General features: G+C 69.2%; 24 protein-coding genes. 8 read left to right on the top strand and 16 right to left on the bottom strand.

Translation table 11 applies throughout. The features are described 5' to 3' along the window. The first annotated feature begins 153 nt into the window (after positions 1-153). The 4 genes from QRN21_RS09620 (at position 154) to QRN21_RS09605 (ending at position 4,038) form a co-directional block, all read left to right on the top strand. Positions 154-834 (top strand): NUDIX hydrolase, encoded by a 681-nt coding sequence (locus QRN21_RS09620; protein WP_285363824.1) that lies wholly within the window; start codon positions 154-156, stop codon positions 832-834. Positions 835-881: 47 nt separating this feature from the next. Further along, the gene (purD, locus tag QRN21_RS09615) at positions 882-2,159 is read left to right on the top strand and encodes a phosphoribosylamine--glycine ligase (protein WP_187248923.1); all 1,278 of its coding nucleotides are present in this window, start codon (positions 882-884) and stop codon (positions 2,157-2,159) included. 98 nt (positions 2,160-2,257) lie between these two features. After that, positions 2,258-2,722, top strand: coding sequence for a winged helix-turn-helix transcriptional regulator (locus QRN21_RS09610; protein WP_285363822.1), 465 nt, complete (start codon positions 2,258-2,260; stop codon positions 2,720-2,722). Next, positions 2,719-4,038: an MFS transporter gene (locus tag QRN21_RS09605; protein ID WP_285363821.1), complete on the top strand. Its 1,320-nt coding sequence runs from the start codon at positions 2,719-2,721 to the stop codon at positions 4,036-4,038. Before QRN21_RS09610 ends, QRN21_RS09605 begins: the two co-directional genes overlap by 4 nt. A 61-nt stretch (positions 4,039-4,099) precedes the next feature. Here QRN21_RS09605 and QRN21_RS09600 read toward each other — a convergent pair whose 3' ends face one another. The 6 genes from QRN21_RS09600 to QRN21_RS09575 all read right to left on the bottom strand — a co-directional run bounded on the left by QRN21_RS09600 (position 4,100) and on the right by QRN21_RS09575 (position 9,539). Further along, entirely contained in the window at positions 4,100-4,828 is a 729-nt protein-coding gene (locus tag QRN21_RS09600; protein WP_056276496.1) for an amino acid ABC transporter ATP-binding protein, read from the bottom strand. Continuing rightward, positions 4,825-6,303: an amino acid ABC transporter substrate-binding protein/permease gene (locus QRN21_RS09595; RefSeq protein ID WP_072590633.1), complete on the bottom strand. Its 1,479-nt coding sequence runs from the start codon at positions 6,301-6,303 to the stop codon at positions 4,825-4,827. Before QRN21_RS09595 ends, QRN21_RS09600 begins: the two co-directional genes overlap by 4 nt. A gap of 119 nt (positions 6,304-6,422) precedes the next feature. Further along, on the bottom strand, positions 6,423-6,953 hold the full coding sequence (locus tag QRN21_RS09590) for a GNAT family N-acetyltransferase (protein WP_072590632.1): 531 nt from the start codon (positions 6,951-6,953) through the stop codon (positions 6,423-6,425). Between the two features lie 96 nt (positions 6,954-7,049). After that, positions 7,050-8,627 (bottom strand): DHA2 family efflux MFS transporter permease subunit, encoded by a 1,578-nt coding sequence (locus QRN21_RS09585; protein ID WP_056276494.1) that lies wholly within the window; start codon positions 8,625-8,627, stop codon positions 7,050-7,052. Beyond that, a complete protein-coding gene (locus QRN21_RS09580) occupies positions 8,624-9,235 on the bottom strand; it encodes a PadR family transcriptional regulator (RefSeq protein ID WP_053098603.1) in 612 nt (203 codons plus the stop codon). The genes QRN21_RS09585 and QRN21_RS09580 overlap by 4 nt, the downstream gene beginning before the upstream one ends. Before the next feature lie 88 nt (positions 9,236-9,323). Continuing rightward, positions 9,324-9,539, bottom strand: a complete 216-nt coding sequence (locus QRN21_RS09575) for a hypervirulence associated TUDOR domain-containing protein (RefSeq protein ID WP_072590630.1) — start codon at positions 9,537-9,539, stop codon at positions 9,324-9,326. Between the two features lie 99 nt (positions 9,540-9,638). Here QRN21_RS09575 and QRN21_RS09570 point away from each other — a divergent pair, with 99 nt between their 5' ends. After that, positions 9,639-10,517, top strand: coding sequence for a phosphoribosylaminoimidazolesuccinocarboxamide synthase (locus tag QRN21_RS09570; RefSeq protein WP_285363817.1), 879 nt, complete (start codon positions 9,639-9,641; stop codon positions 10,515-10,517). A gap of 223 nt (positions 10,518-10,740) precedes the next feature. Further along, positions 10,741-12,096 carry a uracil-xanthine permease family protein gene (locus tag QRN21_RS09565; protein WP_056276489.1) on the top strand — a complete coding sequence of 452 codons (1,356 nt, stop codon included), beginning with the start codon at positions 10,741-10,743 and terminating at the stop codon, positions 12,094-12,096. Between the two features lie 81 nt (positions 12,097-12,177). Here the strand turns inward: QRN21_RS09565 and QRN21_RS09560 are convergent, their stop codons facing one another. From QRN21_RS09560 to QRN21_RS09540, 5 genes are read right to left on the bottom strand one after another with little or no spacing between them, the layout of a single operon-like run. Then, a complete protein-coding gene (locus QRN21_RS09560; protein WP_285363816.1) occupies positions 12,178-13,890 on the bottom strand; it encodes an acetyl/propionyl/methylcrotonyl-CoA carboxylase subunit alpha in 1,713 nt (570 codons plus the stop codon). After that, positions 13,887-15,476 (bottom strand): 5-oxoprolinase subunit B/C family protein, encoded by a 1,590-nt coding sequence (locus QRN21_RS09555; RefSeq protein ID WP_285363815.1) that lies wholly within the window; start codon positions 15,474-15,476, stop codon positions 13,887-13,889. The genes QRN21_RS09560 and QRN21_RS09555 overlap by 4 nt, the downstream gene beginning before the upstream one ends. Next, positions 15,476-16,276, bottom strand: a complete 801-nt coding sequence (locus QRN21_RS09550; protein ID WP_285363814.1) for a putative hydro-lyase — start codon at positions 16,274-16,276, stop codon at positions 15,476-15,478. Before QRN21_RS09550 ends, QRN21_RS09555 begins: the two co-directional genes overlap by 1 nt. Before the next feature lies 1 nt (position 16,277). After that, complete coding sequence (locus QRN21_RS09545) at positions 16,278-17,042, bottom strand: LamB/YcsF family protein (RefSeq protein WP_285363813.1); 765 nt, start codon at positions 17,040-17,042, stop codon at positions 16,278-16,280. Positions 17,043-17,046: 4 nt separating this feature from the next. After that, complete coding sequence (locus tag QRN21_RS09540; protein ID WP_285363812.1) at positions 17,047-18,324, bottom strand: NRAMP family divalent metal transporter; 1,278 nt, start codon at positions 18,322-18,324, stop codon at positions 17,047-17,049. 173 nt (positions 18,325-18,497) lie between these two features. Here QRN21_RS09540 and QRN21_RS09535 point away from each other — a divergent pair, with 173 nt between their 5' ends. Then, positions 18,498-19,154 carry a GntR family transcriptional regulator gene (locus tag QRN21_RS09535; RefSeq protein ID WP_053098594.1) on the top strand — a complete coding sequence of 219 codons (657 nt, stop codon included), beginning with the start codon at positions 18,498-18,500 and terminating at the stop codon, positions 19,152-19,154. Between the two features lie 34 nt (positions 19,155-19,188). Here QRN21_RS09535 and QRN21_RS09530 read toward each other — a convergent pair whose 3' ends face one another. Further along, positions 19,189-19,854 (bottom strand): TetR/AcrR family transcriptional regulator, encoded by a 666-nt coding sequence (locus tag QRN21_RS09530; RefSeq protein WP_082297963.1) that lies wholly within the window; start codon positions 19,852-19,854, stop codon positions 19,189-19,191. Positions 19,855-19,968: 114 nt separating this feature from the next. Between QRN21_RS09530 and QRN21_RS09525 the strand changes: the two genes are divergently transcribed. Next, positions 19,969-20,772: a DUF1266 domain-containing protein gene (locus tag QRN21_RS09525; protein ID WP_285363811.1), complete on the top strand. Its 804-nt coding sequence runs from the start codon at positions 19,969-19,971 to the stop codon at positions 20,770-20,772. A gap of 97 nt (positions 20,773-20,869) precedes the next feature. On the opposite strand, the gene QRN21_RS09520 is transcribed toward QRN21_RS09525, so the two are convergent. The 4 genes from QRN21_RS09520 to QRN21_RS09505 are packed head-to-tail and all read right to left on the bottom strand — an operon-like array spanning position 20,870 to position 25,357. Beyond that, complete coding sequence (locus QRN21_RS09520) at positions 20,870-21,865, bottom strand: LacI family DNA-binding transcriptional regulator (protein WP_056276469.1); 996 nt, start codon at positions 21,863-21,865, stop codon at positions 20,870-20,872. A gap of 56 nt (positions 21,866-21,921) precedes the next feature. Next, positions 21,922-23,358 (bottom strand): GH1 family beta-glucosidase, encoded by a 1,437-nt coding sequence (locus QRN21_RS09515; protein ID WP_285363810.1) that lies wholly within the window; start codon positions 23,356-23,358, stop codon positions 21,922-21,924. A 5-nt stretch (positions 23,359-23,363) separates the two neighbouring features. After that, on the bottom strand, positions 23,364-24,254 hold the full coding sequence (locus QRN21_RS09510; protein ID WP_285363809.1) for a carbohydrate ABC transporter permease: 891 nt from the start codon (positions 24,252-24,254) through the stop codon (positions 23,364-23,366). After that, a complete protein-coding gene (locus tag QRN21_RS09505; protein WP_285363808.1) occupies positions 24,251-25,357 on the bottom strand; it encodes a carbohydrate ABC transporter permease in 1,107 nt (368 codons plus the stop codon). Before QRN21_RS09505 ends, QRN21_RS09510 begins: the two co-directional genes overlap by 4 nt. Between the last annotated feature and the right edge of the window lie 93 nt (positions 25,358-25,450).

Here is a 25,450-nt window from a genome sequence, read left to right as displayed (position 1 = left end):
CTCGTAGGCGCGGGCGCCTCGGACGGAGATCTGCGCTTTCGAAGGACAGATCACCCGAATCCCTCCTTCGCACGCGGAGATCTCCTTCGCCGGCGACCTGGATCGGACCGATAGTCGCCCGGCGCCCGCGCGCACAGGAATAGGCTCGAGGCGATGAGCCAGAATCCCGATACCCTGCGTGGCGCGCGAGCCGAGCTGATCGCGGCGACGCGGCGCGGTGATGCGTGGGCGAAGCCGTTCCCGGCGGTCGGCGACGGTGCGCATCCGGCATCCGTGCTCGTGCTGTTCGGGCGGCTGGACAGTATCGCGGCCGGGACCGACGAGGCGACTGTCGCCGCCGACCTCGATGTACTGCTGCAGCGTCGGGCAGCGACCCTCTCGTCGCATCCCGGCCAGGTGTCCTTCCCGGGCGGCCGGGCCGAGGACACGGATGCGGATGCCGTCGCCACCGCCCTGCGCGAAGCCGAGGAGGAGACCGGACTCGACCCGGACGGCGTCGAGGTCCTCGCGACCCTGCCCGAGCTTCCTCTCGCCGCCAGCAACCACGTCGTCACCCCCGTGCTCGGGTGGTGGCGCACTCCGTCGCGCGTCGCCGCCGTCGATCACGCCGAGACGGTCGAGGTCTTCCGCGTTCCCGTGGCGCAGCTGCTCGACCCCGCCAATCGGCACACGTCGACCATCCACCGCATGGGACGCACGTGGAAGGGGCCCGCGTTCGACATCGACGGCACGATCGTGTGGGGCTTCACGGCGATGGTTCTCGATGCGCTGTTCGATGCAGCCGGGTGGGCTCTGCCGTGGGACCCGTCGATCGAGCGGGCGATCGACGTCTGACCGGGAACCCGCCGAAACCCGCGCCCTCGCCTCGGTAGTCTGGACGGGTGAAGATTCTCGTCCTCGGTTCCGGTGCCCGTGAGCACGCGATCATCCTCGCTCTGCGAGCAGAGACCGCGGAGCACGAGATCTTCGTCGCCCCCGGCAACGCCGGCATCGCCCAGGATGCGACCCCCGTCACCCTCGACATGCTCGACGGCGCCGCGGTGACCTCCTTCGCCAACGAGCATGCGGTCGATCTCGTGGTCGTCGGCCCCGAGGCTCCTCTGGTCGCCGGAGTCGCCGATGTCCTCCGGGCCCATGGCATTCCCGTGTTCGGCCCGGGCAAGGCCGCGGCCCAGCTCGAGGGGTCCAAGTCGTTCGCGAAGCGCATCATGGATGCCGCCGGTGTCCCCACCGGTCGCGCAGTGCGCGCCACCACCACCGCAGAGGTCGAGGCCGCGTTCGACGACCTCGGCGCCCCGCACGTCGTGAAGGCCGACGGCCTCGCTGCCGGCAAGGGTGTCATCGTGACATCCGATCGTGCCGAGGCTCTCGCTCATGCCGAGCACTACCTGCCGTCCGGTCCCGTGCTGATCGAGGAGTTCCTCTCGGGCCCCGAGGTCTCGCTGTTCTTCCTGAGCGACGGCGACACCGTCCGAGCGCTCAGCCCGGCGCAGGACTTCAAGCGCGCGCTCGACGGCGACGAAGGCCCCAACACCGGCGGCATGGGCGCCTACTCGCCGCTGCCCTGGCTCGCCGACCAGTTCGGCAGCGAGCAGGCCTTCGTCGAGGAGGTCACCCGCGACGTCGCCCTGCCCGTGATTCGTCAGCTCGACGAAGAGGGCACGCCGTTCATCGGCCTGCTGTACGCCGGCCTCATCCTCACTCCCGCAGGCGTGCGCGTCATCGAGTTCAACGCCCGCTTCGGCGACCCCGAGACCCAGATCGTGCTGCCGCGTCTCGTGACCCCGCTGTCGGAGCTGCTGCTCGCCGCGGCATCGGGCACACTCGAGGATCAGCCCGAGCCCGTGTTCAGCGACGACGTCGCGATCACCGTGGTGCTCGCGAGCGAGGGCTACCCCGAGGCTCCGCAGACCGGCCGTCCGATCGAGGGCCTCTCCGATGCGGCGGCGGTCGAGGGCGTGCGTCTCGTGCACGCGGCGACCGCGAGCCCCGACGCACCCGGCGGGTCGCTGATCGCCACCGGCGGCCGCGTGCTCAACGTCGTCGCCGTGGGATCGGACTTCCGCACCGCGCGTGACCGGGCATACGAGGCCATCGGTCTCATCACCCTCGAGGGCTCGCACTTCCGCACGGACATCGCTGCCCGCGTCGCGGAGTAGTCCGACCCGTCGTCGCTTTCCTGCCGATTCGCGCAGGTACTCCGCCAACTCGGCCGAGAACTGTTGACACCACCAGCTTTCTTCAAGAAAGTTGGCGGATGCCGCTCCGCTCCAACTGGTCGACAGCCACCTGCCCGATCGCCCGCTCCGCCGATGTGCTCGCCGACCCGTGGGTCCTCCTGATCCTGCGGGAGCTCTTCTCCGGCCGCTCGCGCTTCGACGAGCTGCGCGATGCGACCGGCGCCGCCGACTCCGTGCTCGCCCGGCGCCTCGCCTCGATGGGCGAGGCGGGTCTCGTCGCGCACGGTGACCCCGGCTATCGGCTCACGGACGCCGGACGCGAGACCCTCCCGATCCTGCACGCCTACGCGCGCTTCACGAGCACGACCAATCCTGACGGGTCCTGGGGCCTGACCGTCAGCTGCGGTCGCTGCGGCGAGGCGACGGCATCCGCCGACTGGTGCGCGACCTGCGCCGCCCCACTCGACGCCGACAGCACGCGATGGACCCGCCGCAGCATGGGCGGCGAGCCGTTCGCCCTCACGTCAGGCGACGCAGCGTGACCGCAGACTCGGTCGAGGAGCCGACCGGCACCCCGACACCCGCACTCCGGCAGCGCCGCATCCATCCCGCCTGGATCGTCGCACTCGTGGCTCTGATCGCACTGATCGGAGCCGCCGGATTCCGCGCCGCGCCCGGGGTGCTGATGCTGCCCCTGCAGGACGAGTTCGGCTGGACCACCGCAGAGCTCTCCCTCGCCGTCACGGTCAACCTGCTGCTGTTCGGCCTCACCGCTCCCTTCGCCGCCGCGCTGATGCAGCGCTTCGGCATCCGCGCGGTGACCGTGACCGCTCTGTTCGTGATCGGCGCCGGCGCCGCGCTGAGCGTCTTCGTGGCCACCCCGGCGCAGCTCGTACTCACGTGGGGTGTGCTGATCGGACTCGGCACCGGGTCCATGGCGCTGGTCTTCGCTGCGACGATCACCGACACCTGGTTCGCGACCAGACGCGGGCTGGTCTCGGGTGTGCTCACCGCGGGCAGCGCGACCGGACAGCTCATCTTCCTGCCCGTGATCGCCGCGGCGGCCGAGGACATCGGATGGCGCGGAGCATCTCTCATCATCGCCGGCGGTGCTCTCGCGGTCGTCCCCCTGGTCTGGATCTTCGTGCGCAACCGACCGAGCGATCTCGGCGTCACCCGCTACGGCGACACCGGCCCTGTCACCGTGGCCGCGCGGCCGAAGGGCAACGCGTGGGGCGCCGCTCGCCTCGCCCTCACCACGTTGCGCGACGCCGCCCGCACCAAGACGTTCTGGGCCCTCGCGATCGGGTTCGCGATCTGCGGCGCCACGACCAACGGCCTGATCGGCACCCACTTCATCCCCAGCGCGCACGACCACGGGATGCCGACGACGACCGCGGCCGGACTGCTCGCCGTCGTCGGGATCTTCGACATCGCCGGCACCGTGTTCTCGGGGTGGCTGACCGACCGGGTGAACCCCCGCATCCTGTTGGCCGCCTACTACGCGCTGCGCGGCGTGAGCCTGCTCTTCCTGCCGAGCCTGCTGTCGGCCGAGGTGCAGCCGAGCATCATCGTCTTCATCGTGATCTACGGCCTCGACTGGGTGGCGACTGTTCCGCCGACCATCGCGCTGTGTCGCGAGGTCTTCGGAGACCGAGGGCCTCTGGTGTTCGGCTGGGTGTTCGCCGCGCACCAGATCGGCGCCGGCATCGCCTCGTTCCTCGCGGGCATGGTGCGCGACCACACCGGCCAGTACACGTTCGCCTGGTTCGCCGCCGCCGGGCTCTGCGCGGTAGCGGCGCTGGTCAGCGCGACGATCCGCCGGCATCCGGCGCCGACGCCGACTCCGACCCCCTGACTCGACACGAACGAAGGCCCCCGTCCGGAACCGGATGGAGGCCTTCGTCACGGAGTACCGCTCAGAGGACCTTCGAGAGGAAGTCCTTCAGCCGCTCGTTCTTCGGCGCGCCGAACAGCTCGGCGGGCGGCGCCTCCTCGACGACGACTCCGGCGTCCATGAACACCGTGCGGCCCGAGACCTCGCGGGCGAAGCCCATCTCGTGCGTCACGAGCACCATCGTCATGCCGCCGGACGCCAGGTCGCGGATGACCTGCAGCACCTCGCCCACCATCTCGGGGTCGAGGGCGCTGGTCGCCTCGTCGAACAGCATGATCTCGGGGTCCATCGCGAGCGCGCGGGCGATCGCCACGCGCTGCTTCTGACCGCCCGACAGGGATGCCGGCTTGGCGTCGGCCTTCTCGGCAAGGCCCACGCGGTCGAGCAGAGCCAGAGCGCGCTCCTTCGCCTGGGCCTTCGAGAGCTTGCCGAGCTCGACGGGAGCGAGGGTGATGTTCTCGAGCACCGTCATGTGCGGGAACAGGTTGAAGTGCTGGAACACCATGCCGATGCGCTGGCGCACCTCGTCGAGCTTGACGCTCTTGTCGGTCAGGTCGACGCCGTCGACGATGACATGGCCCGACGTGGGCTCCTCGAGCTTGTTGAGGCAGCGCAGCAGGGTCGACTTCCCCGACCCCGACGGGCCGATGACCGCGACGACTTCGCCGTCCTCGACCGTGAGGTCGATGCCCTTGAGCACGTGGTTGTCGCCGAAGGACTTGTGCAGGTCTCTGACCTCGATCTTGCTCATGCGGTGAACTTCCTCTCCAGGCGGTTCGCGAGCAGCGTCAGAAGCGTGATCACGACGAAGTAGATGATGGCGACGATCGTCAGCACCTGCGCCGACAAGTACGTCGAGGCGATGATCTGACGCGACACGAAGGTCAGCTCTGCGAGGCCGATGACGCTGATGAGCGACGTGTCCTTGAGGGTGATGATGCCCTGGTTGACGAACGAGGGGACCATGATGCGGAACGCCTGAGGCAGCACGACCTTCTGCATCGTCTTCCAGTGTCCGAGACCGAGCGAACGCGACGCTTCGGCCTGGCCCGGATCGACGGCCTGGATGCCACCGCGGATGATCTCCGTCATGTACGCGCCCGTGTTGAGCGAGAGCGTGATGGCTCCGGCGACGAAGGGGTTGAACGTGAGCCCGGGGAAGAGCTGCGGGATGGCGAAGAACACGAAGAACGCCTGCACGAGGATCGGTGTGCCGCGGAAGACGTAGACGTAGGCCGTGGCCACCCAGCGGAACGGCGCGAAGGCCGAGACGCGGCCGAAGCCGAAGATGAGGCCGAGGATGAATGCGGCCACGATCGCGACGAGCGTCGCGAGGATCGTGAGCCAGAGGCCCTCCATGAGAGCGGGCCAGTACTTCACGGCGACGGAGAAGATGTCGGTCGCCTGCGTGGTCTCCTCGCCGCCGGCGAGGTAGCTGTCGACGATCTCGTCGTACTCTCCGGAGGCCTGGAGATTCGCGAGACCCTCGTTGAACATCTCGATCAGCTCGGGGTTCTGCCCCTTGTTGACGGCGAACCCGTACTCGCCGCCGAGCTCCGGCTCACCGATCAGGCGGAAGCCCGACCCCTGCTGGATCCCGTAGGCGAGCACCGGGAAGTCCTCGAAGTAGCCGACGGCCTGGCCTGCCTTGACAGCGTCGACCATGTCGGTCGTGTCCTGGTAGGGCGTGATGCGGAAGCCGTACTCGTCCTGGTTCTCCTCCGCGAAGGTCTGGCCCTGCGTGCCGGTCTTGACCGCCACGGCCTCGCCGTCGAGGTCGTCGAGCGACTGGATGTCGCTCGACTCGAGCACTCCGAGCTGGATGCCGCTGGTGAAGTACGGCTCGCTGAAGTCGAACGTCTCCTGGCGCTCCTCGGTGATCGACATCCCGGCCATGACCGCGTCGACCTGGTTCGCCTGCAAGGCCTGCACGGCGGCGTCGAATCCGAGCTGACGGATCTCGACCTCGAAGCCCTGGTCCTTCGCGATCGCACGCAGCAGGTCCATGTCGATGCCGACGAGCTCACCGTCGGGAGAGGTGAACTCGAACGGCGCGAACGTGGTGTCCGTGCCGATGACGTAGGTCTCGGAGTCATCGGCCGCAGTCGCGGCGGAGGCTCCGCCGAGCAGGGCTCCGACGGCGACGAACGCCGTGAGCGCCATCGCCCCGGCGGTGCGTCCGAGCGCGCGCAGGCGCGCGGAAGCAGAGGTGGGATTTCGTATCACGACGGATGCTCCTCAGAGGGGACGGGCGGCAGGATGCTGCCACCGGGATGGTCGTCGACCATCAACCCTAACCGGCGACGACCGGCACCCCTGTCCCGGAGGCGCTTCGCGGATCGGCGTCAGAGCGTGATCCAGTAGCGCCGGAGCATGGCGTGTCCACGCTCCGACTGGTCGCTGACGTCCTGCAGCACGCCACCGGCGCCCTCGATCGTTCGGTAGGAGCCGACGTTGTCGTCGTCGCACGTGACCAGCACGCGCTCGAGTCCGATCTCGCGGGCACGCTCGAGTCCGAGCCGCAGCGCGGCCGATGCGTAGCCCTGGCGACGACGGGAGGCGCGCACCGAGTAGCCGATGTGACCACCCGCCTCACGCAGCCATTCGTTGAGCTCGTGCCGGAAGGACAGGAACCCGACGACCTCGCCGTCATCCACGATCCAGTACAGATCGTTGTGCACGGCATCCTCGGGCAGCTGCGCGGAGGTGTCGGAGAGAACCGCCGACTTCTCGATCAGCGCGTCCAGCGTCGCCCGATCCGGGGTGACCGGCGCCTGCAGACCCGACCCGTCGACGTGCCCGTCACCGAACTCGGCGACCGCAGCCGCCCAGGAGTCGAACAGGTCGGTGGTGGGCCTCGTGAGCTCGATCGTCATCGCCCGATGAGATCACATCCGCGGTCACGGCCGCAAACCGGGAGAGCCGGGCCCGCTGCACGATCGCGCAGTCGACCCGGCTCGCCGACGGACCGGTCACGCTGCGGGGGCGGGCGCCTCCGCGGGGGCGGATGCCGCGGCATCCGCCTTGTCGTAGCGACCGAGGAAGAGCGACGCCACGAGAGCGATGACCATCACGCACGCCGGCAGCAGGATCGCCTGCGACATGCCGGCGGCGAATCCCTCGGCGACCTGCGGAGGAAGCGATCCTCCGCCTTCGATCCCCGCGGGTGCGTCGGCGAGACCCGGCAGGTTCGCTTCGAGACGCGACTGCATGAACGCGGCGATGGATGCCGAGCCGATGACCGATCCGATGGTGCGGGTCGTGTTGTAGATGCCCGCGCCGGCACCGGCCTGGCGGGGAGGCAGCTTGCGCGTCGCGGTGGTGGCGAGCGGTCCCCACATTCCGGCGTTGCCGACGCCCATGAGCGCCGAGGGCAGCAGGAACATCCAGATCTCGGTATCCATGTTGATCAGGGCCGAGTACCAGACGAGCGCGACGACCACGCAGAGCAGACCGGGGATGAGGATGATCCGCGGGTCGATGCGGTCGAGCAGCTTGCCGGCGAACGGGGCGAGCACGCCCGACAGCACGGCCATCGGGATCAGCAGCAGCGCGGCCTGCGTCGGGGTGAGCCCTCGCGCCGTCTGCAGGAAGAACATCATCGGCAGCGACATGCTCGTCACGGTGAAGCCGACCGCGGCGATCGCGACGTTCGCCCCCGAGAAGTTGCGGTCGCGGAACAGTGCGAGAGGCACCAGGGCCTCGCTGCGCGTGCGCGCCTGCTGCACGATGAAGAGCGCGAGCACGACGAGGCCGGTGATGATGATGCTCCACACCGAGATCGGTCCCCAGATCACGCCCCAATCGAACTTCTCGCCCTCCTGCAGTCCGAAGACGATGAGGAACAGCGCCACCGCGCTGAGGATGACGCCCAGGATGTCGAACCGGTGCGCACTGGTCTGCAGCTTCGGGACGAGTCTCCACGCGAGCACGAAGGCGACGATCCCGACGGGGATGTTCACGAAGAAGATCCACTCCCAGCCGAAGCCGTCGACGAGCAGGCCCCCGACGAGCGGTCCCACGAGGGTCGCGACGCCGGCCGTCGCACCCCATAGCCCCATGGCGGCGCCGCGGCGCTCGGGCGGGAACGTCCGGGTGATCACGGCCATGGTCTGCGGCGTCATGAAGGCGGCGCCGAGCCCCTGCACGGCGCGAGCGGCGATCAGCATCTCGAGCGAGTTCGACAGCCCGCACCACAGCGAGGCGAGCGTGAAGATCGCGAGGCCGATGAGGTAGATGTTCTTCGGGCCGAACCGATCGCCGAGACGGCCCGTGATCAGCAGCGGCACCGCGTAGGCGAGCAGGTAGGCGCTGGTGACCCACACGACGTTGTCGAGGTTGTTGGTGGTCGGGTCGAGCGCCGCCTTGATCGCGGGGTTCGCGACCGAGACGATCGTCGTGTCGACGAGGATCATGAAGAAGCCGATGACGAGCGCCCAGAGCGCGGGCCAGGGGCTCGCGGGTCGATGCCCGGCGGCGAAGGTGCCGGTCGAGGGACCGGATGACCCGGATGCCGTGGGCCGGCCTCCGGTCGAGGGGGAATCGGTCATTGCTGTGCAGCCTTTCGCTGAGCGAGGTAGCGGTCGGTGTTCTCGAAAGCCGTGGGCCCCCAGGGGAACTCCTCGGCCTCGAGACGATCGAGGAGCGAGTCGAGCCAGCGCAGCTCGGCGTCGAGCAGCACCTCCTGGCGCTCGAACTCGACGAGCACCTGCTCGGGGGCGCCCCTTCTGCGAGCGCCGACCAGCCCGTCACGGTGCAGCGCGTGGCCTTCGGCGAGCGCGGAGCGGCGCTCGCGGAGGCGGTCGATGACGTCGGGACGCTCGAGATTGTGAGCCTCGGCGAGTGCGATGCGGAACTCGGCCGGGCGCTCGATGATCGACAGCTCGCGACGCAGCCAGGCGATCAGCGCGTCCCGTCCGGCATCCGTGAGCGTGTAGGTGGTGCGCTCGGGGCGGTTGCCCTCTCGGTCGATGCCCACCTCGTCGATGAGACCGGCCCGCTGGAGTCGGCCGACCGTGTGATAGAGCGTCCCGTTCGTGACGGCGAGCAGCCGTTCGTCGCGGCGCACGCGCATCAGGCGCACCATCTCGTAGGGGTGCATGTCGCCTTCGCGCAGCAGCGCCAGCACCATGACGCCCATCGGGGTCAATCGCTGCATCGGCCCCTCCCCAGATGGTTCCGCTTGAAATAGTCCATGTGGACTATACGCCTGGCACGCGTCATCGACAAGACGGCGCCCGCGAGCATCAGCTGCTCAGCTTGCGCAGAGCCGATCCCTTGTGCGCCGCGGTGTCGCCGCTCTTCTCCGACTTCACGATGTAGGCGGGATCATCGTCGGAGGCGGTGAAGCTCTGCCCGGCGAACCGGAAGTCCTTCGTCCGCTTCTCCTCGACGGTGCCGTGCGTGCGCCCCTGCGACGTGTTCCAGCTCACCCGGTCCCCCGTGGAGAGATCCTTCGTCATGACTCCTCCGTTCGTCTTCCGTCGAGCCTCGCCGATGCATCGGAGGTCGCACCAGGGCTTGACACGACACCGGCGACGTCGACCCGGGATAATGGGCGGGTGAGCACACCTTCGGACAGCAACGCGCAGACCATCCCCGGCTGGCGCCACATCTACTCGGGCAAGGTCCGTGACCTGTACGCCTCGGACGACGCCGCCGACACCCGCATCCTCGTGGTCGCGTCCGATCGCGTGAGCGCGTTCGACTTCGTGCTCTCGCCCGGCATCCCCGAGAAAGGCGCGCTGCTCACGCGTCTCAGCCGCTGGTGGTTCAGCGAGCTCGACGATGTGCCCAACCACCTCGCCGAGGGTGAGATCCCCGCGAGCGTCGCCGACCGCGCCATGCTCGCGCAGTCGCTGGAGATGCTTCCGGTCGAATGCGTCGTGCGCGGCTACATCACCGGATCCGGATGGGCGGAGTACACCGAGAGCGGCACCGTCTGCGGCATCCCGCTGCCCGCCGGCCTGCAGAACGGCGACCGCCTGCCCGAACCGCTGTTCACCCCGGCCTACAAGGCGCCCATGGGCGAGCACGACGAGAACATCACCTTCGAGCGGACCGTCGAGCTCGTCGGACCAGAGCGCGCGGCCGAGCTGCGCGACGTCTCGATCTCGCTCTACACACGTGCCGCCGCGATCGCCGAGGAGAAGGGCCTGATCCTCGCCGACACCAAGTTCGAGTTCGGGACGGATGCCGACGGCGTCCTGCACCTGGCCGACGAGGTGCTCACGAGCGACTCGTCCCGGTACTGGGATGCCGAGGCCTGGCGCACCGGAACCACGCCGAGCGAGCGCATGGCGAGCTTCGACAAGCAGATCGTGCGCGACTGGCTGGCCGCGAACTGGGACAAGCAGGGTGAACCGCCCGTGCTGCCCGACGACATCGTCGAGCGCACCGCCGCCCGGTATCGCGAGCTCATCGAGCGCCTCGGGGCCTGAGGCCCGGTACCGCCCCCGTCCCTCACTCCGTTTCCCACTCGCTGCGAAGGAGATCTCACCCAGCGAAGGGGCGATCTGCGGATGCGGCCGTTCATTGCGCGAGTTCTCCTTCGTAGCGCGCGGCGACCCCGCCGCTCCTCCGTCCCCCGCGCACCCAGCCAACACTCAGGAATCGGTAGTGTTGCTCCAGCACTCCCACTCCCCCCGATCCTGAGGAGCCCGCATGCCCCTGTGGAAGACCCACGGAAACGGACGCACCGTCGAACCCGGTGCCGTCGTCAAGCCCGAAGAGCGCCTGAACTGGCCGGCCACGATCGCGATCGGTGCCCAGCACGTCGTCGCCATGTTCGGAGCCACGTTCCTGGTGCCGACGCTGACCGGCTTCCCGGTCTCGACGACGCTGCTGTTCAGCGGCCTCGGCACCCTGATCTTCCTGCTGATCACGAAGAACCAGCTGCCCAGCTACCTCGGCTCGTCGTTCGCGTTCATCGCGCCGATCACCGCCGCGGTCGCAGCCGGCGGCACCGGATCCGCCCTCGCGGGCGTGGTCGCGGTCGGCATCCTGCTCACGGTCGTCGGCCTGGTCGTGCAGTTCGCCGGCCTCCGCTGGGTCGACGCTCTGATGCCCCCGGTGGTCGCCGGCGCGATCGTCGCCCTGATCGGCTTCAACCTCGCCCCCACCGCGTGGAACAACTTCCGGATCGACCCCGTGACCGCGACCATCACGCTCGTCGCGATCATCCTGTTCGCGGTGCTGTTCCGCGGATTCCTCGGACGCATCTCGATCTTCCTCGGCGTCGCCGTCGGCTTCATCTACGCCGCCTTCACGGGCTCCTTCGAGGTCCCCAACGCGCTGCGCGGAGGCAAGACGCCGGCGGAGCTCATCGCCGACGCCCCCTGGGTCGGTCTGCCCGAGTTCCAGCTTCCCGACTTCGTCGCTCCCGGCACCTGGTCGACCATCGCGATGTTCCTGCCGGTCGTCCTGGTGCTCGTCGCTGAGAACGTCGGGCACGTGCGCGGCGTCGCGACGATGACCGAAGACCCCGCGATCAACAAGCACACCGGTCGCGCGCTGATCGCCGACGGGGTCGCCACGACCATCGCCGGTGGTTTCGGCGGCTCGGGCACGACGACGTACGGCGAGAACATCGGCGTCATGGCCGCGACCCGCGTCTACTCGACCGCCGTCTACTGGGTCGCCGGTCTCTTCGCCATCCTGCTGGCGTTCTCCCCGAAGGTCGGCGAGGTCTTCAACTCGATCCCCGCCGGTGTGCTCGGCGGTGCGACCACCGCGCTCTACGGTCTCATCGGCATCATCGGCATCAAGATCTGGGTCGACAGCAAGGTCGACTTCTCACGACCGGTCAACCAGTACACCGCGGCCGTCTCGCTCGTGATCGGCGTCGCCGGCTTCTCGATGCAGCTCGGCGACTTCGCCTTCGGCGGCATCGTGCTCGGCACGGTCGCGGCTCTGCTGATCTACCACGTGGGCAACCTCATCGCCCGCGCCCGCAAGACCGGCGCCGACGACCCTCGCCCCCTCGAGGCCGTGGGGCCGCTGGGCGGAGACCCCGCGTAATCACACGCGACTCGCGAACGCGAAGATCCCGGATGCCGCTGCGGCGGCATCCGGGATCTCTGTGTCAGGGCGCGGTAGCTCTCAGGCGATGACGGCGAGCACCGCGTCGGGCGCGACCGAGGCCGAGAGCTCCACGCGGTGCGACAGCGTGCCGGCACGATGGGCGGTGACCGTGGTCTCCATCTTCATGGCGTCGAGCACCGCGATCGGATCGCCCTCGGCGACGCTCGCCCCGTCGTCTGCGAGCCACCGCACGAGCGTTCCCGGTGCCGGAGCACGCAGCTCGGTCGGATCGGATGCGGCGGGCGCACCTCCGGAATCCGCCAGGCCGCCGAGCCCCGCGAGCAGCGCCATCGGGAGCCCGAGCACGACACGGCGCCCGTCGATCTCGACGGGGAAGCGCTGGAGAGCGGCATCCGGTGCGGGGGCGGGACGCAGTTGCGGCTCGAGGCGCGGCAGCAGGGTGCTCTCGATCCACTGGGTGTGCACCGCGAAGGTCTCGGTGGCGAACGCCTCGTCGTCGAGCGCGAGCATATCGAACGGGATGACCGTGGCCGGCCCCTCGACGACCAGCTCGCGCAGCGCCCGACGCGCCCGCACGAGGGCCGCGTCGCGGTCGTCGGCATGCACGACGAGCTTCGCGATCATCGAGTCGAAGGCGGGCTGAACGACGTCGCCCGCCTCGATGCCGCTGTCCCAGCGCACACCGGGTCCGCCGGGGATCCGCAGGGACTCGACACGACCGGGGCTGGGCAGGAATCCGCGACCCGGGTCTTCGGCGTTGATCCGGAACTCGAAGGCGTGCCCGGTCGGCACGGGCGTCTCGGTGAACGAGATCCCCTCGCCGAAGGCGATGCGGAACTGCTCGCGCACGAGATCCGTGCCGGTGACCTCCTCGGTGACGGGGTGCTCCACCTGGAGTCGGGTGTTCACCTCGAGGAAGGAGATCGTCCCGTCGGCCGCGAGGAGGAACTCGACGGTTCCTGCGCCGCGGTACTGCACCTCGGCGCAGATCGCCCTGGCCGCGTCGTGGAACCGCGTGCGCTGATACCTCGACAGGCCCGGCGCGGGTGCCTCTTCGATGAGCTTCTGATTGCGTCGCTGCATCGAGCAGTCTCGATCGCCGACGACCACGACGCCGCCGAGTCCGTCACCGAGCACCTGGACCTCGATGTGGCGCGGGCTCTCGAGGAAGCGCTCGACGAAGCACTCCCCCCGCCCGAAGGCGGCGATGGCCTCGCGCGTCGCGGCCTCGAAGGCATCCGCGACCTCCGACAGCTCATGCACCACCTTCAGCCCCCGGCCGCCTCCGCCGAACGCCGCCTTGATCGCGATCGGAAGCCCGTGCTCCTCGGCGAAGGCCACGGCCTCCTCGGGGCCGGCGAGCGGCTGATCGGTGCCGGCGGCCAGGGGAGCCCCGACGCGCTGCGCGATCCGGCGCGCGGTCATCTTGTCGCCGAGCGCATCGATGCTGTCGGGCGACGGGCCGATCCAGATGAGGCCCGCACCCTCGACGGCCCGCGCGAACTCCGCGCTCTCCGAGAGGAATCCGTAACCCGGGTGCACGGCATCCGCTCCGCTCGTGCGGGCGGCGTCCAGCAGCGCATCGATCGAGAGATAGGTCGTCGCAGCGGTGTCTCCCCCCAGTCCGACGGCCTCATCGGCGAGCCGCACGTGCAGAGCATCGGCATCCTGGTCGGCGTAGACCGCGATCGACGTGTACCCGGCTTCGGCGCAGGCGCGGATGACGCGCAGGGCGATCTCTCCGCGATTCGCGATCAGCACCTTGGTCATGAGGTCTCCTTGACGATGAAACGGATGCGCACGCCGGGCGGCAGCTGCGCGGCGAGGTCGAGACTGCGATCGGTGAGGGCGCCGATGATCGGATACCCGCCGGTGAGCGGGTGATCCGGGAGGAACAGCACGGGCTGACCGTCAGGCGGCACCTGGATCGCCCCGGTGACCGCCCCTTCGCTGGGCAGCTCGCCCCCGACGGAGCGCGCGAGGGGCCTGTCGCCCTCGAGCCGGATGCCGACGCGGTCCGACCGCGGGGTCACGGTCCACTCCTGGCCGGCGAGCGTCGAGAGCGCTGCGGGGGTGAACCAGTCGTCCCGAGGGCCGAGGGTGATCTCGAGGTCGACGACGTCACCGGATGCCGGCAGCGTCCGCGGGGTGACATCCGGCTCGACGGGATGCCGTGCGGAATCGCCGATGCGCAGCACGTCTCCTGCTGCCAGCGGATCGGGCCCGAGCCCGGCGAGGGTGTCGCTCGCGCGGCTGTCGAGCGCCGTGTCGACGGCCACTCCGCCACGGACCGCGATGACGTAGCGCAGCCCGCTGGTCGGATGCCCCAGCGTGAGCTCGTCGCCCTCGACGCTGGCGAAGGGCGCGCCATGGGCGATGCGACGCGCCACACCGTCCGCGTCGATCAGGTCGAGCGCCCCGACAGCGCCCGTGACAGCGGCGACCCCGGCGCCCCGGAAACGCAGCACGGCACCGCCGACGCTCTCGAGCACGGCCGCGCCGCTCGCGTTGCCCACTGCCCGGTTCGCCTCGCGCATGGCGCGGCGATCGGCGACACCGGACGCTGAGACGCCGAGCGCCGCGAATCCCGGACGACCGGCATCCTGCACCAGCAGCTGCATCGACGGACGCACGACCTCGACGGCCGGGGACGCCGGAGAACCCGGGTCCGTCGCGCTCGCGGCGGCGTCTCGCTCGGTGACGCGCCGCGCGTCGGCACGATCGTCTGCGTTGTCCGACATCACGGCCTGCGCCCGCACCTGCTCGAACCGCACCGTCGTGCCGGGCGACAGCAGCGCAGGAGGGTCGCGATCGATGTCCCACATCAGGGCATCCGTGCATCCGATGAGCTGCCATCCGCCGGGGCTCTCGCGCGGGTACACGCCGGTGAACTGGCCGGCGAGGGCCACGGATCCGGCCGGCACACGGGTGCGGGGCGACGAGCGGCGGGGCACATCGAACAGCGGATCACTGCTCACCACATACCCGAAGCCGGGGGCGAAGCCCGAGAAGGCGACCGTCCACTCGGCGGCGAGGTGGCGGTTCACGAGCTCGGATGCCGAGACACCCAGCAGGGATGCCGCCTCGTCGAGGTCTTCCCCGTCGTACCGCACCGGAACAGTGACCTCGCCCGTGGCCGGCAGATGAGCGGTGTCGATCTCGGTCGCGGCGAGCGCGCGGGCGAGATCGGCGGCCGACACCGCCAGCGGATCGAACCGCACGAGCACCGTGCGAGCGCCGGGGATGCGCTCGACCACGCCGTGCACGCCGTCCCACGCGAGGTTCAGACGCATCGCCTCGTCGAGGTCGGCCGCCTCGACGAGAAGCGCGTGGTCGGATGCCGTGAGGATGCGCATCAGACCAGGTACTCCGCATCGGGGACATCGGTGATGAACATGTAGCCGGGCGCGTGGGTGATGGCGAACGGCGGCTTCGAGGCCATGATGGCGGCCTGCGGCGTGACGCCGCACGCCCAGAACACCGCCACCTCGCCCTCGCGCACTTCAGGGGCATCGCCGAAGTCGGGGCGGGCGAGGTCTGCGATGCCGAGCGATGCCGGGTCGCCGATGTGCACCGGGGCCCCGTGCACGGCGGGGGTGCGGCCGGAGATCTGCACGGCATCGGCCACTCGGTCCGCGGGGATCGGTCGCATCGACACGACCATCTCGCCGCTCAGCCTGCCCGCGGGGGTGCAGGGCACTGCGGTGCGGTACATCGGAACGTTGCGTCCGAGTTCCTGATGGCGGATCGGGATGCCCGCCTGCACGAGCCCGGACTCGAACGTGAAGCTGCATCCGATCAGGAACGAGACGAGGTCGGGTTGCTCCTCCCACGCCTCGGTCGCATCGGAGACCTCGTCGACCAGTTCGCCGTCGCGCCAGACGCGGTACCGGCCGATGTCCGTGCGGATGTCGCTGCCCGGGGCGAGCCGCGATTCCACCTCGCCCTGTTCGATGACCTCGAGCACGGGGCACGGCTTCGGGTTGCGCTGCGCGAAGAGCAGCGTCTCGAAGGCCCAGTCCGCGGGCACCGAGATGAGGTTCGCCTGCGTCAGTCCGACGGCGACGCCGCTGGTCGGCGCGGCGTGCCCCGCCCGGATGGCGGCTCGCGCTGCCCGCGCGGCGGCGAGCTGGTCGGGGGTGGCGAGAACGGTCATCTCAGACTCCCGCGAACGGTGCGATCGTGATGCCGGCGTCCTGCAGCATCCGCTTGGTCTCGGCGGCCATGGCCACCGAGCCGGGGCTGTCGCCGTGCACGCAGATCGACTGCGCGCTGACGGGCACGTCGGTGCCGTCGATCGCGCGGATCACTCCTTCGCCGGCGAGGCGCACCATGCGCTCGGCGACCGCGACGGGGTCGTGCAGCACCGAGCCCGCCTCGGTTCGTGAGACGAGCTGGCCGTCGGGCTGATACGCCCGATCGGCGAAGGCCTCGGCCGCGATCTGCAGGCCCGCACGCTCGGCGACCTCGAGCACGACGCCTCCGGCCAGACCCAGCAGCACGAGGTTCGGGTCGATCGCGCGGATCGCCGCCACCACGTCCTTCGACTGCCGCTCGTCGCGGGCGATCGTGTTGTAGAGCGCTCCGTGCGGCTTGACGTAGGCGACCGTGCCACCGACGGCTGCGGCAAGACCGATCACGGCACCGAGCTGGTACTCGACGTGCGCCTGCAGGGTGGCCGAGTCGATCTCGACCTTCGTGCGGCCGAAGTTCTCGTAGTCGCGGTAGCCGGGGTGCGCGCCGATCACGACGCCTCCGGCCACGGCGCTCTCGAGAGTCGATCGGATGCCCTCGGGGCTGCCCGCGTGGAACCCGCACGCCACGTTCGCGCTCGTCACGAGGCGCAGCATGCTCTCGTCGTCGCTGACCACCCGGTCGGGGACGTTCTCGCCGAGGTCGGAGTTCAGGTCGATCGATGTCATGGGGTCACGCTCCGATTCCGAGGAAGGCGAAGATGGGGCCGACCGAGACGATGCCCATGTACCAGGTCAGCAGCGTCACGAGCGTGCCGGCGATGAGCAGCCACAGCGGGTACTTCTTCGAGCCGAGCAGGTCACGGCGGAACCAGCCGATGTACATGAACACCGTGAGGCCGATGGGGAGGATGAGCCCGTTGAAGCCGCCGACGAAGACGAGGATCGCGGCCGGCGCGGTGCCGATCGAGAGGTAGACGATCAGCGACACGACGATGAAGGCGACGGTGGCCAGCTGCAGCGGCCATCCGCCCCGGAGCTTCTTCGTGAAGGTCGAGAGGAAGGTCGCTGACGTGTATGCCGCGCCGATCACCGAGCTGATCGCGGCGGCCCAGAAGATCGCGCCGAAGATGCGGAGTCCCGCGTCGCCGAGCACGGCGCCGAAGGCCTGTCCCGCGGGGTTCGCGGCCTGGCTCGACAGGTCGAGCGAGACGCCCGAGGCGACCACGCCGAGGACCGCGAGGAACAGCACGTAGCGCATGATGCCGGTGACGAGGATGCCGTTCGCCGCGGCGCGCATCACAGGACCCGCCTGCTCGGGACCCGTGTGACCCGAGTCGAGGTAGCGGTGGGCACCCGAGTAGGTGATGTATCCGCCGACCGTTCCGCCGACGATCGTGGTGATCGTGGCGAAGTTGAGCTCGTCCGGCGCGAACGTCTGGCGCAGCGCCTCGCCGATGGGCGGTTGGGCGATCACCGCGACGATCACGGTCATCACGATCATGCCGATGCCGAGCACGACCAACACGATGTCCATCACGGGCCCTGCCTTCTTGATCAGGAAGATGATGATGGCGAGGGCCGCAGTGAGCATGCCGCCGAGCTTCGGGTCGATGCCGAGCAGCGCGTTCAGCCCGAGGCCACCACCGGCGATGTTGCCGATATTGAAGGCCAGGCCGCCGATCACGACGAGCACGGCGATGACGTGGCCCGAGAAGGGGATGGCACGGTTGGCGAGCTCTCCTGCACGCATGCCGGAGGAGGTGATCATGCGCCAGATGTTCAGCTGCACTGCGATGTCGACGAGGATCGAGACCAGGATCGCGAACGCGAAGGCCGCCCCCATCGTCGCGGTGAAGGTGGCCGTCTGGGTGATGAACCCGGGACCGATGGCGCTGGTGGCCATCAGGAAGATGGCGCCGATCACGGCGCTGCGGCCGGCGCGTCTCTTGGCGGCGGAGAGCCGGACTTCGTCTTCGGCGGACAGCGGGGCTGCGGTGTTCTCTGACATTGCGGGGGATTCCCATCGTCGTTGGTGGGTGTCGAGTGACACCCAGTGTAGAACGGATCGAGCAATATTGTTCAACAACTTTGTTTCCGCTGTGCTACGGCCGAGTTGCATTCGCGTGATGGCAGAGATGCTTCCTCGAACGATCCGCTCCGGCCGCCGCCTACGATGAAGGCATGAACCAGCAGGGCATGCTCGCCGATGCGCTCCGACAGCAGATCATCGACGGCGCGTTCGCACCCGGTTCCCGACTGTCGGAATCGGCCATCGCGGAGCACTTCGGCGTGGCACGCAACACGCTGCGCGAGGCGTTCCGCGCCCTCTCCGAGCAGGGTCTGCTCGAGCACGTGCCGCACCGGGGCGTCTCCGTCGCCTCGCCGTCGATCGCCGACGTGATCGACATCTATCGCGCACGTCGCATCATCGAGTGCACCGCGCTCCTGCACTCCGAGCCGGAGCATCCGGCGGTCCAGCAGATGCAGGAGGCCGTGCTCGCCGCCGAGGCCGCGGCGCACGACGCACTCCTCGACGACGCCGAGACGTGGCGCGCGGTGGGCAGCGCCAACATGGCGTTCCATGTCGCCCTGGTGTCGCTCGCGGACAGCCCCCGTCTGGCCCGCACCTACCGTGACCTCGCGGCAGAGCTGAGACTCGCGTTCCTGAAGATCGACGATCCTCGCTCGCTGCACGAGCCGTTCGTGCGCAAGAACCGCGCGGTGCTCGACACCTTCCTCGCCCGCGGTGCGGCGGCCGGTGCGGCCGAGCTCGAGCGCTACCTCGTGCAGTCCGAGCGCGTGGTGCTCGGGGCCTTCGCCCGGATGCAGCTGGGCTGACGCCGTCCGCGATGGAGGGTCGGCCGCAGCTCGGTCACTCCTCGTCCCGCAGAGCCCCCGCCGCCCTGGTCCTCGCGTCCGGATCCCGGGGCGCGAGTTGCAGCGGAAGCGGCGCCTCGGGCTCGGGCAGGCCGTAGAGACGCCGCACCCAGCGTCGGGCGTCTTCGAGCGGGTAGGTGTCGCCGTAGACGGCGTACTTCATGAAGACGCCCTCGAGGGTGGTGCGCAGCATGATCTCCTCGAGCGGAGGATCGGCGGCACCCCTCTCGCGGAAGATCTCGCGGACGGCGTTCTCCGATGCGATCGCCTGCTCGGCGAACCGGGTCTCGGCCTCGGCGAACATGCGGTGGGTGCTGGGCTGCTGCTGCATCGCGAACACCGCTCGCTGCACCGGGAGGGCGAAACCGGTGGCGGCGAGAGCACCGTCGATGATCCCGGCGAGCCGGACGTCGGCGGGCCCCTCGACCTGCGGGATCGCGAAGAGCGCCTCGTACCAGCGGTCGATCACGGCGGCCACGAGCTGGTCCTTGCCGCCGAAGTGGTAGCTCACGAGTCCCTGCGCGACCCCGGCGCGGCGGGTGATCTCGGCGATGCTCGCGCCGGAGACGCCTCGTTCGGCGAACAGGATGATGGCCGATTCGAGAATGGCTTCGCGGGCGCGCTCCCGCGCGGCCCGGTTGTGTTCGTCTGAACGTGCCATCGGTCCCGCTCCCCAGCATCGGACGACTTCGGATTTCCCCCCGGAGGCTATATATTAGCGACTGAATAGCTGTTCAAGCTATGAGCGGCCCCAGGCCCCACCCTCAGGAGTGTGATGAGCCCGACATCATGGTTCACGCGTCCCCAGAGGCTCGCGCCATCCGAGCGGTTCTCCACCACCGACACCGAGGCGAACGAGATCGCGCTGGGCCTGCTGCAGATCAGCTCCCTCCCGTCCGGGCCCTGGAACGACCCGACGGCCCCCTCTCTGGGACCTGACGACAGGGCGCTCGTCGCCGAGACGTGGGGCATCCGCTCCCGTGACGACTGGCTCGGCATGATCGACCATCTCAGCACCGTGCGACGTCGACGTCAGGCCTGGATGCTCCGTCTGGCTGTCCGCAACGACCTGGACACCGCCCTCGGGCGTGTGCCGACCACGCGGGAGTGGCTCGCGGGGATCGTCGCCGAAGGCGGAGACGCGCGCGACGCGTTACCGTTCGTGGCCGGCATCGAGCGCATCGAGCGCGAGGTGCGCAGACGAGTCGGGAAAGATGTCGTGACGCCCGATGTGTATGTGCGCACACTCGACGCGTATGCGCTCGGTCAGGCCGTGGCGATGACGACGTGGGGTGTCGCGCTCGGATACGCCGACGTCGCAGAGGCCCGACGCATCATCCACCGGATCAACGTCGACACCCGCCCGTCGTTCGTGTCATGGGTCGATTTCGGCCTGAGCTACATCGCCGGACGGGTCATGCACTGGAGCGACGGGAACCTCGACGCGGAGTCGTTCGAGAAGTACGGCGAGGTGTGGACGGATTTCGCGACGGCAGTGATGCCCAAGCGCAACGGCCCGTGGGCGACACTGCGGTGGCCCGCGACGATCGATCAGCGGTCACGAGACCGGATCGGCTGATCGCCCGAAGACCCACGGATGCGGACCGACCTGGAGGGGCGTATGGTCCGCATCCGTGTTCTTCGGTCGCCCCCGTTCGATCCCGGCCCGCGCGAGGTCACGACGAGGCGCGCACCACCAGTTCGGTCGGCAGGATCGTCGTGTGCGCCGGGTCGCGTCCGGCCAGGCGCGAGAGCAGCACTCCGGCCATGGCCTCGCCCTGCGCGTACATGGGTTGCCGCATGGTGGTCAGCGGCGGGTCAGTGCTCAGCGCGACCGACGAGTCGTCGAACCCGACGAGCGCCACGTCCTCGGGAACACGGATGCCGGCCGAGCGCAGCGCCGTGAGCGCGCCACGGGCCATGAGGTCGCTGGCGACGAAGATCGCATCCGGACGCCCCGCCGCGAGGATGCGGCGCGCGGCATCCGCTCCGCTGGCTTCGCTGTAGTCACCGGCCTCCTCGGCGAACGGCGAGAGCCCTGCATCGGCCAGTGCCCCGCGGAAGCCCTGCACACGGTCGACGGAGGAGACCATCGTGATGGGCCCCGAGATCGTGGCGATCCGCGTGCGACCGGTCTCGATCAGGTGCTGGGTGGCGGTGCGGGCGCCGGCGACGTTGTCGACGTCGACCACGTAGTCGCCCTCGCGGATGCGCACCGGCCTGCCGCCCCAGACCACGGGCACGGCATCGGCGACCCGGTCGATGAACGCGTCGCTCGTGTGGTGCGAGACGATGAGCGCGCCGTCCACACCGCCGTTGCGCACGAAGCTCGTCATCTTGTCGCCGGGGTCGTCGCTCGCGATCAGCAGGTTGAGCAGGTAGTCCGAGCCCCGGAGCGCCCCCGTGATGCCCGCGACGATCGCCGCGAAGAAGGGATCTCCGAAGAACCGCGTGGTGTCCTCGGGCACGATCAGGGCGATCGCGTGGGTCTGTCGGGACGCGAGTGAGCGAGCCGCGCGGTTGGGCACGTAGCTGAGCTCCTCGATGGCCCGCTTCACCGACTCGAGGGCTTCAGGACTCACCGCCGTCGACCCGTTGACGACTCGTGACACCGTCGACCGTGAGACTCCGGCGGCCGATGCCACCTCTTCGATGGTCGCTCGTGACGACACGACTCTCCCTCCGTCCGGCGGCGAGGCCGGATGCTCCCTGGTGACGCCGCCCGGCGTCAGAGAGCGCGAGCGGCGATGATGCGAGCGTACTCCCGACCGGAGTCCTTCAGACTCCGCTCCTGGGTGTCGTAGTCGACGCGCACGATGCCGAACCGCTTGTCGTAGCCCCAGGCCCACTCGAAGTTGTCGAACATCGACCAGTAGAAGTAGCCGCGCACGTCGACGCCGGCATCCGCCGCATCGAGCACGGCGGCCAGGTGCAGGCGCAGGAACTCGGTGCGGTCCTCGTCGTGCACGCGGGTCTCACCGTCTTCGACGACCGCGACGTCGTCATAGGCGGCACCGTTCTCGGTCATGTACAGCACGGTTCCGGCGGGCTCGGCGTACTCGGTCCACACGCGCTGCAGCAGACGGGTGAGCCCCTCGGGCTGCACCTCCCAGTTCTGCGCCGTGCGCGGGAGTCCGCGTTCGACGGGGTGGATGCCCTCGCTCGACGGATACGGGCTTCGACCGACCCGGTCGGTGGCGGGTCCGCCGCTGAGCGGGGTCCGCTCAGGGGCGGGAGCCGTGCCCGAGACGAAGTCGCCGTGGTAGTAGTTGACACCCTGCGTGTCGATGCGCTGAGAGATGACATCGAGGTCGCCGTCGTGCACGGCATCCGTGAAGCGGGCGACGGCATCGGCATCCACCGACCGGATGTCCCGGATGATGTCGTCCGGGTACACGCCCCGGTAGATCGGGTCGAGGAACCAGCGGTTGAACTGGCCGTCGACGCGACGCGCGGCGTCGATGTCTGCGGGGTTGGTCGGATCGGCGGGGTCTGCGACCGTGTGGTTCAGCGTGATGCCGAGATTCAGGCTCGCATCCCGGCCACGCAACTCACGGACCGTCTCGCCGTGGGCGAGCAGCAGGTGGTGCGCCGAGAGCAGACCCTCGGCGACGCTCGTGTGACCCGGAGCGTGCTCGCCGCCGGTATAAGAGAGGAACGACGAGCACCACGGCTCGTTCAGGGTCGTCCACACGTTCACCCGATCGCCCAGGGCGTCGTGCATCGTGCCGGCGTACTCGAGGAAGCGTCCGACGGTGTCACGGTTGGTCCACCCGCCGGTCTCCTGCAGCGCCTGCGGCATGTCCCAGTGATAGAGCGTCAGCCAGGGCAGGATGTCGTTCGCGAGCAGCTCGTCGACCAGGCGCTCGTAGAAGTCGACGCCCTTCGCGTTGACCGCGCCGCCGTCGGGCCGGACGCGCGACCACGAGGTCGAGAAGCGGTAGGTCTGCAGCCCGAGCTTCTTCATGAGAGCGACGTCCTGCGGATAGCGGTGGTAGTGGTCGCACGCCACATCGCCGTTGTCGCCGCCGATCACGGCGCCGGGCTCCCTGCTGAAGGCATCCCAGATCGACGCGGTGCGCCCGTCTTCGAAAGCCGCCCCTTCGATCTGGTACGCCGCTGTCGCGGCGCCGAACAGGAAGTTCTCGGGAAAGGCACGGGTCATAGGGGTCATCCTTTCACCGCGCCCGCCATGATGCCACTGACCAGCTGCCGGCCCGCCACGACGAACAGGACGAGCAGCGGAAGGGTCGCGAGCACCGCACCGGCGAGCACGATGGAGTAGTCGATGTAATAGCCGGACTGCAGCTGGCTGAGGGCCGTCTGCAGTGTCGGGTTCTGCGGGGAGAGCACGATCAGCGGCCAGAGGTAGTCGGTCCACGCAGTCATGAAGGTGAAGAGGCCGAGGATCGCCATGGCAGGGCGAGCGGCCGGGATGCCGACGGTGAGGAACGTGCGGAACTGGTTCGCGCCGTCCATCCGCGCCGCCTCGATCAGCTCGTCCGGGATCACGTCGACCAGGTACTGCCGCATGAAGAAGACGCCGAAGGCGGTGACCAGTGTCGGCACGATGACCGCGCCGATCGATCCGGTCCAGCCGAGCTCCCGCATCAGCATGAACAGCGGGATGATGCCGAGCTGCGTCGGGATCGCCATGGTCGCGATCACGAAGATCATCAGTCCGTCGCGGCCCGTGAAGCGCAGCTTGGCGAAGGCATAGCCGGCCAGCGTCGAGAACGTGACGACCGAGACCGTGATGATCGCCGAGATGAGGAACGAGTTGCCCAGAGCGAGCCAGAACGGGATCGCGTCGAACACCTTGGCGGCGTTGGTGAAGAAGTTGCCGCCGGGGATCAGCGGCAGGGTTTCGCCACGCGTGGCGTTCGTGCCGCTCGCCACGACGACCGACCACCACAGCGGGTAGACGCTGCCGATGATGAACGCGGCGAGCAGGCCGTAGGTGAGGAAGCCGGGGCGGCTGCCGATCCCGGCGTTGCCGCCCACGGCGCCTCGACGGCCGCGGATCTTCTCGGGGACGCTCAGCGCCTGGGTGGCGGTCATCGCGCATTCTCCTCGGTCGTGGTGGCGATCGTCGTGCCGGCGGCGGCCGTCGCGGCTGCGGCGGCAGCGGCGGTGCGGGCTCGTCGGCGCGCGGCGCGGCTCTTCGGAGCATCCCCGGTCGAGATGCGTCGGGAGATCAGGAAGTTGATGACGCCGATGCCGACGATGAGCAGGAACAGCAGGATGGCGACGGCGGATGCTTCGCCGAGGTCCCGGCGGAAGAAGGCGAGCTCCCACAGGAACAGCACGGTCGTCTGGAACTGCCGGTCGCTGCCGCCGATGCCGCCCGCCGTCGAGACGTCGAACAGCCGGGGCTCGGCGAAGATCTGCAGACCACCGATAGTCGCCGTGATGATCACGAAGATCAGCGTGGGGCGGATCGTGGGGATCGTGATCGAGAAGAACCGGCGGGCAGCGCCGGCTCCGTCGAGGGCTGCCGACTCGTAGAGATCGCGCGGCACCGCCTGCATGGCGGCGAGGAGGATGAGGGCGTTGTAGCCGGTCCAGCGGAAGTTCACCATCACGGCGATCGCGAGGTGCGACAGGGCCGTGTTGTGCTTCCACTCCTGGTCGGCGATGCCGATCAGATTGAGCAGGTTGTTGGCGAGGCCGTCGGCCTCGTTGAAGATGCTCGAGAAGATGATGGCGACGGCGACGGGGGTGACGACGAACGGGATGAGAACGCTCATGCGCCAGAACGTCGGGGCACGCAGGCCGCGGTCGAGGAGGTAGGCGATCACCAGGGCGACCGCGAGCTGCGGGATCGCCGACAGCAGGAAGATGCTCAGGGTGTTGAAGATCGAGTTCCAGAACATCGGGTCGCCGAGGATCTCGACGAAGTTCCCGGCGCCGATGAACTCGCCCTGCCCCTTGAGCAGGTCCCACTCGTGCACGGCCACCCACACCGTGTAGAGCAGCGGGAAGAGTCCGACCAGCCCGAAGAGCAGGAAGAACGGCGAGATGTAGAAGTACGGGGAGGCGTTCTGGTCGAACCGCGAGACGCGGTGCCGCCAGGGACGCCGAGCCGCGGCATCCGTCTTCGGGCTCTTCGCGTCGTTCGACGACGCGGATGCCGTCTCCGAGCGCTCATGCGTGAGGGTCATGACTCTTCCTTGGTCCTGTTCCGGGCTTCCGTGGTGCTCCGGTCGCAGTCCGTGCCGCCCCGGTGAAGGCGGCGCGGCACGAACTGCGACCGG

Source organism: Microbacterium sp. LMC-P-041, from assembly GCF_030209555.1.
Classification (GTDB): domain Bacteria; phylum Actinomycetota; class Actinomycetes; order Actinomycetales; family Microbacteriaceae; genus Microbacterium.
The sequence above is the reverse complement of the archived record's forward strand: the minus strand, read 5'-3'. Positions and strand labels throughout refer to the sequence as shown.

Coding starts and splice junctions, on each gene's coding strand:
- QRN21_RS09620 (WP_285363824.1), top strand. CDS start 154: ATGAGCCAGAATCCCGATACCCTGCGTGGCGCGCGAGCCGAGCTGATC.
- QRN21_RS09610 (WP_285363822.1), top strand. CDS start 2,258: ATGCCGCTCCGCTCCAACTGGTCGACAGCCACCTGCCCGATCGCCCGC.
- QRN21_RS09600 (WP_056276496.1), bottom strand. CDS start 4,828: ATGAGCAAGATCGAGGTCAGAGACCTGCACAAGTCCTTCGGCGACAAC.
- QRN21_RS09590 (WP_072590632.1), bottom strand. CDS start 6,953: ATGACGATCGAGCTCACGAGGCCCACCACCGACCTGTTCGACTCCTGG.
- QRN21_RS09585 (WP_056276494.1), bottom strand. CDS start 8,627: ATGACCGATTCCCCCTCGACCGGAGGCCGGCCCACGGCATCCGGGTCA.
- QRN21_RS09580 (WP_053098603.1), bottom strand. CDS start 9,235: ATGCAGCGATTGACCCCGATGGGCGTCATGGTGCTGGCGCTGCTGCGC.
- QRN21_RS09575 (WP_072590630.1), bottom strand. CDS start 9,539: ATGACGAAGGATCTCTCCACGGGGGACCGGGTGAGCTGGAACACGTCG.
- QRN21_RS09565 (WP_056276489.1), top strand. CDS start 10,741: ATGCCCCTGTGGAAGACCCACGGAAACGGACGCACCGTCGAACCCGGT.
- QRN21_RS09560 (WP_285363816.1), bottom strand. CDS start 13,890: ATGACCAAGGTGCTGATCGCGAATCGCGGAGAGATCGCCCTGCGCGTC.
- QRN21_RS09555 (WP_285363815.1), bottom strand. CDS start 15,476: ATGCGCATCCTCACGGCATCCGACCACGCGCTTCTCGTCGAGGCGGCC.
- QRN21_RS09550 (WP_285363814.1), bottom strand. CDS start 16,276: ATGACCGTTCTCGCCACCCCCGACCAGCTCGCCGCCGCGCGGGCAGCG.
- QRN21_RS09545 (WP_285363813.1), bottom strand. CDS start 17,042: ATGACATCGATCGACCTGAACTCCGACCTCGGCGAGAACGTCCCCGAC.
- QRN21_RS09540 (WP_285363812.1), bottom strand. CDS start 18,324: ATGTCAGAGAACACCGCAGCCCCGCTGTCCGCCGAAGACGAAGTCCGG.
- QRN21_RS09535 (WP_053098594.1), top strand. CDS start 18,498: ATGAACCAGCAGGGCATGCTCGCCGATGCGCTCCGACAGCAGATCATC.
- QRN21_RS09530 (WP_082297963.1), bottom strand. CDS start 19,854: ATGGCACGTTCAGACGAACACAACCGGGCCGCGCGGGAGCGCGCCCGC.
- QRN21_RS09525 (WP_285363811.1), top strand. CDS start 19,969: ATGAGCCCGACATCATGGTTCACGCGTCCCCAGAGGCTCGCGCCATCC.
- QRN21_RS09515 (WP_285363810.1), bottom strand. CDS start 23,358: ATGACCCGTGCCTTTCCCGAGAACTTCCTGTTCGGCGCCGCGACAGCG.
- QRN21_RS09510 (WP_285363809.1), bottom strand. CDS start 24,254: ATGACCGCCACCCAGGCGCTGAGCGTCCCCGAGAAGATCCGCGGCCGT.
- QRN21_RS09505 (WP_285363808.1), bottom strand. CDS start 25,357: ATGACCCTCACGCATGAGCGCTCGGAGACGGCATCCGCGTCGTCGAAC.